The organism is Mycobacterium sp., from assembly GCF_044370595.1.
Lineage (GTDB): Bacteria > Actinomycetota > Actinomycetes > Mycobacteriales > Mycobacteriaceae > Mycobacterium.
Genome location: NZ_JBILVF010000203.1, coordinates 1 through 4,899, shown reverse-complemented (window position 1 = coordinate 4,899; position 4,899 = coordinate 1). Strand labels below are relative to the sequence as shown.

Sequence of the window (4,899 nt, the reverse complement as noted above, 5' to 3'; positions counted from 1 at the left end):
TGTGCGCGGGCTCAGGTCGATTCTGGGGATCCGGGCCAGCACCCGTTCCCGCAGCGGTGGACGGATTACTTTCGGTGCCTTGGCCTTCCGGGCCTTGGCGCGCGCCTTGGCCTGGCGGGCGGTCTTGGGCCGGCCCGGCCGCTCGGCCGGCCGAGCGGCCGGCGCGGTCTGTGGGCCCTGTCGCTGTGGGCCCTGTCTGTGGGGGCCCTGTCGCTGTGGCCCCTGTCTGTGGGGGCCCTGTCGCTGTGGCCCCTGTCGCTGTGGGCCCTGTCGCTGTGGGCCCTGTCGCTGTGGGCCCTGTCGCTGTGGGCCCCGTCTCTGGCCACGAGGCTCCGGTGTACGGGTCCGAGCGCGGGCAGGCCGGGCGGGTCCCTCGACGGGGCGACCGGTCCGCTCTCGGGCCGGGGCCCCGCTCGCACGGCGCCCACGGGTGGGCGTGGCCGTGGTGACGGCGGTGTCGGCGCCGCAGCTGCGACGGGCTGGCTTGCTGCCGACCTTCATGCGGAACCCTCTCCGTCGCCGCGTTCGATCGCACGCAGGCGGACCGCGGCGCTGCGCGGATTGCGCTGCACCTCGGCCTCATCGGCGCGCTCTGCACCTCGGGTGAGTGGCTGGAACTCCGGTCCGTGACCGGGCAATTCGATCGGAAGACCTTCGGGGGTGCGGGACGCTGTCGCGGCCGTGAAGGCCGCTTTGACGATCCGGTCCTCCAGCGACTGGTAGGCCATCACCACGATGCGCCCGCCGGGTCGCAGGGCCGCCAGCGCAGCAGGCAGTGCCGCGCTCAACGATTCCAGTTCGGCGTTGACGGCGATGCGCAGCGCCTGGAAGGTGCGCTTCGCCGGATGCCCTCCGGTCCGTCGAGCAGGCGCGGGGATCGCTTCGTACAGAACCTCCACCAGTTCGCTGGTGCGGGTAAAGGGTCGGCCCGCCCGGCGGTCGACGATGAACCCGGCGATCCGCGAGGCGAATTTCTCCTCCCCGAAGCGACGTAGGGCTTCGGTGAGCCGCCCACGGTCCCAGGTGTTGAGAATCTCGGCCGCCGTCAGTTCGGCGTCCTGATCCATCCGCATGTCCAGCGGTGCGTCCTGAGCGTAAGAAAAGCCACGTTCGGGTCGGTCCAGTTGCATTGAGGACACACCGAGGTCGAATAGCGCGCCGTCGACCGACCCCGTTGCCGGCAAGCCAGTCTCACCCAGCGCTTGGGCGATCCCGTCATAGCGGGTGTGCACCAGCGTCACCCGGTCGCCGAATCGGGCCAGTCGGCGTCGGGCGATGGCCAACGCGTCGGGATCGCGGTCCAGGCCGATGAGCCGCAGGCCGCCGAACTGTTCGAGGAAACGCTCGGCGTGGCCCCCCGCTCCCAGGGTTGCGTCCACCAGCACCGCACCAGATCCGTCGGCGGCTGCGCGGGTCAGCGTCGGGGCCAGCAGCTCGACGCAACGGTCGAGTAGTACGGGAATGTGTCCGTGGTCCGCGCGGTCCGCCACGACGCACCCTCCGTCCCGATGGGAACTCACTGGATGTGAACCTGCTCGATGGGGACCGACCCGATGGCGCCGGGCCCGTGCAGCGAGGTCCCTGTCCGAGTTGGCGAACCTGGCGTTGGGGAAGTACGCCAGGGTCGGCTCGGGCAGAGACCACGCCGCACGGGTTCTGAGGTTCATCGGGCGGCCTCAGATGATTGTGCTGAGCGCTTCATCGCTTGCCGCGGAAAAGCTCTCTTCGTGGGTCTGCTGGTAGTCCTGCCAGGATCGGGCGTCCCAGATCTCCAGGAAGTCGACGGCCCCGATGACCACGCAGTCCTTGGTGAGGTCGGCGTAGCGCCGGTGGTCGGCGGACAGGGTGATCCGGCCCTGGGAGTCAGGATGCTGTTCATCGGTGCCCGCGGCCAGGTTTCGCAGGAACGCCCGGGCCTCTGGGTTGCTGCGCGATGTCGCCGCCGCGCGCCGCGCCAATTGCTCGAACTGGGCGCGCGGGTACACCGCCAGGCTGTGGTCCTGACTCTTGGTGACCATCAGCCCTCCTGCCAGGGCGTCCCGGAATTTCGCCGGCAGAGTCAGGCGGCCCTTGTCGTCCAACCTGGGTGTGTAGGTGCCGAGGAACATCCACAGCACCTCCTCGACATGCCGGGGAGTGCCCGCCACTCCACACGTCCGCCACGATACCCCACATTGCCCCACTTTGCTCCACCTTGGGGGTCATAACTGGCCTGAGTCCCCCACGTCTCCCCCCACAGGGGCGTACTACTTGGGGGATCTGCAGCCGGCGGCCACAGCGCGCCCAACGGGTGGGGACGGGTGGGGACGGTTGGGAACGGCGTCAGAAACGCATTCCTGCCAGGGCGCAGCTGGACGACTTCCCCGACGATCACGAGGACAGCGGCCGATTCGAGCGCGCCGCTGCTGGGTTCAGTGCGATGCGGGCGGCGACCACTCCGCCGAGAACAGCCCCGACCGATAGCGGTGTGGCCGCCGTCCAGTCAACGTTTCCGCTTATGGCGAGTACCGAAGGACGCCGTGGCTGCCACCGCACCAGCGATCACCGCGACCCCGTGGCTTGCATTCGCCATCTCGGGGCTCAGTCGACGCCGAGTAGGACGGCTCTACTGTCGGCGCAGGTGGGCCCGAGCGGGCCTACTCGTCGAACCGGCGCCGGAACCGATCCTCCATCCGACTGGTGAATGAACCTCCGGCCGGGCCTTTTCCGCGCCGAGACTGCTGGCGTGGGTTGGCGGCAGCGCTCCCGTGTTCCCGGCCGCCGTGACCGCGCTGGCCGGTGATGGCGAAGACAACACCGCCGAACATAACGATGAACCCCAGAACGGACAGCAGCGGGAATCCAGCCACCATCGTGGCCTTGATTGCAACGCCGGCAATCAACATCGCCAGACCGAGTATGAATAATCCCGCACCTTGGAGGCGACGACGTGTGGACGGCGTGCGGAGATTGCCGCCGCGGACGCTTGAGGCGAACTTCGGATCCTCGGCGTAGAGAGCGCTCTCGATCTGGTCGAGCATCCGCTGCTCATGCTCGGAGAGTGGCATGCGTCCCTCCTTATGCCCGAAGCGTCCGGTTTGCGGGTTGTCAACCGCGGCCACTGCCGGGCGACTCCCCTCATGATACGAGGTGGGGATGCCCCGTACCACCCCGTTTGAACACTCGATTTGACTCCGGCGTGTCGCCGGTTGTTCCGAAGTGTAGCCCTCGCCCCGGCTACAGTTCAGCACCCGTGGCGCAGATGTAAGACGTCTGTCACGGGTGGACCCGGGTACACCGGCCAGCCGACGATAATGGCAGCTTGCAGGCAGCGACTCTGGACCGTCACCGCATAACCAACATGGGCGAAGGGGGGCTCCAACGTTGGCCACCTTCCTGATCGACCTGTCCCCCGCTGATATGCAGGCCAGGCTGAACGAGGCCCTGACCGTGTACGTCGATGCCATGCGGTATCCGCGCGGCACTGAGAGTCAGCGCGCGCCGATGTGGTTGGAGCACACCCGCCGTCAGGGCTGGCGTGCTGTCGCCGCGGTGGACGTCGACCCGGCCGACGGCGACTCACCCGAACCGCTTACTGGCGAGCAACTTGCGACCGCACCCCTGCTCGGGGTGGCCTACGGCTACCGCGGGGCGCCCGACCAGTGGTGGCAGCAGCAGGTCATCCGTGGATTGCAGCACTTCGGCTTTCCGCATGCCGAGATCACCCGGCTGATGAGCAACTACTTCGAGCTCACCGAACTGCACATCCATCCGCGTGCCCAGGGACGCGGGGTGGGCGAGGCTCTTACCCGTCGGCTGCTCAGTGACCGGCCCGAAGCGCATGTGCTGTTGTCCACGCCGGAGATCAGCGATGAACCCAACCGGGCGTGGCGGCTCTACCGGCGACTGGGCTTCACCGACATCATCCGCGGCTACCACTTCTCCGGTGATCAGCGGGCCTTCGCCATTCTCGGCCGCGCATTGCCGCTCTAGGCATGGGGTCTGGCACGATACCTCCGTGCAGTCCCGTGATCGTCGCCGCTCAGCTGGTCGCCGGCTGCTGGCGCTTCTGCTGCTCTGTCTGACCGCGCCACTGCTGGCCGGTTGCCTTCGCGTACACACCTCCATCACCGTTTCCCCGGAGGATCGGGTATCCGGCGAGATCATCGCGGCGGTCAAACCCCGCGATGACAAAGACGCCGGACCGCAGTTCGACGAGAATCTCAGCTTCAGGCAGAAGGTCAGCGTGGGGCGGTACACAGTCGACGGCTATGTCGGTTCGACGGCCACTTTCTCCGATCTCAGCTTCGCGGAGTTGCCGCAGCTGGCCAACCTCAGCCGCGATGCGACCGGGGTGGACGTCTCGCTGCGCCGAGCCGGCAACCTGGTGATCCTCGAAGGTCGGGTGGATCTGACCAACGTCACCGATTCAGAAGCCGACGTGACGTTCACCGCGGCGTTTCCCGGCGAGGTCACCTCGACCAACGGCGAGCGCGTCGACTCCACCAGGGTGGAGTGGAAACTCAAGCCGGGCACGGTGACCACGATGACCGCGCAGTCCCGCTACCCCGACCCCAGTACCCGCTCCTTCGCCGCAACCGCGATCTGGTTGGGTCTTGCGGCCTGCCTGGCCGCGGGCATCATCGCGGCGCTTGCTTGGCGCGACCATGACCGAACCTCACCCCGGTTCGCCGCTGCCGAACAAACCGACGACCTCTAGTCTGATCTGGTCTGGTCGTTCACTGCCATACGAGAGGGGGCGTGCTGAGCGCGCACGCAGCAGCACCGTCGGCCGCCCAGTTGGCCGCTGCCGTCACCGACCAGCTTCGGGGGTATCTGGCCGGCCGTCGTGCCGAAGCGGCTTACATCGGCAACGACTACGACGGCCTGATCGCCGCACTGGAGGACTTCGTGCTGCGC

5 protein-coding genes and 1 pseudogene are annotated in these 4,899 nt (G+C 67.9%); 3 read left to right on the top strand and 3 right to left on the bottom strand.

What is annotated here, in order from left to right:
* Positions 1–497: 497 nt before the first annotated feature.
* From rsmH to ADBZ5N_RS17375, 3 genes are all read right to left on the bottom strand, one after another.
* Positions 498–1,667, bottom strand: a complete 1,170-nt coding sequence (gene rsmH, locus ADBZ5N_RS17385; protein ID WP_526259584.1) for a 16S rRNA (cytosine(1402)-N(4))-methyltransferase RsmH — start codon at positions 1,665–1,667, stop codon at positions 498–500.
* A 9-nt stretch (positions 1,668–1,676) separates the two neighbouring features.
* Positions 1,677–2,108 (bottom strand): division/cell wall cluster transcriptional repressor MraZ, encoded by a 432-nt coding sequence (gene mraZ, locus ADBZ5N_RS17380; RefSeq protein WP_526259586.1) that lies wholly within the window; start codon positions 2,106–2,108, stop codon positions 1,677–1,679.
* Positions 2,109–2,636: 528 nt separating this feature from the next.
* The gene (locus ADBZ5N_RS17375) at positions 2,637–3,047 is read right to left on the bottom strand and encodes an SCO2097 family morphological protein (protein WP_526259582.1); all 411 of its coding nucleotides are present in this window, start codon (positions 3,045–3,047) and stop codon (positions 2,637–2,639) included.
* 316 nt (positions 3,048–3,363) lie between these two features.
* On the opposite strand from ADBZ5N_RS17375, the gene ADBZ5N_RS17370 reads away from it, so the two are divergent.
* The 3 genes and pseudogenes from ADBZ5N_RS17370 to ADBZ5N_RS17360 form a co-directional block, all read left to right on the top strand.
* Complete coding sequence (locus ADBZ5N_RS17370) at positions 3,364–3,972, top strand: GNAT family N-acetyltransferase (protein WP_526259580.1); 609 nt, start codon at positions 3,364–3,366, stop codon at positions 3,970–3,972.
* Between the two features lie 25 nt (positions 3,973–3,997).
* The gene (locus tag ADBZ5N_RS17365) at positions 3,998–4,699 is read left to right on the top strand and encodes an LppM family (lipo)protein (protein WP_526259578.1); all 702 of its coding nucleotides are present in this window, start codon (positions 3,998–4,000) and stop codon (positions 4,697–4,699) included.
* 80 nt (positions 4,700–4,779) lie between these two features.
* Positions 4,780–4,899: pseudogene (locus ADBZ5N_RS17360) on the top strand (polyprenyl synthetase family protein); the annotation flags it as partial.

Excerpts from the sequence above, each read along its gene's own strand:
- rsmH (WP_526259584.1), bottom strand. The coding sequence starts at position 1,667 with ATGAACCTCAGAACCCGTGCGGCGTGGTCTCTGCCCGAGCCGACCCTG.
- mraZ (WP_526259586.1), bottom strand. The coding sequence starts at position 2,108 with ATGTTCCTCGGCACCTACACACCCAGGTTGGACGACAAGGGCCGCCTG.
- ADBZ5N_RS17375 (WP_526259582.1), bottom strand. The coding sequence starts at position 3,047 with ATGCCACTCTCCGAGCATGAGCAGCGGATGCTCGACCAGATCGAGAGC.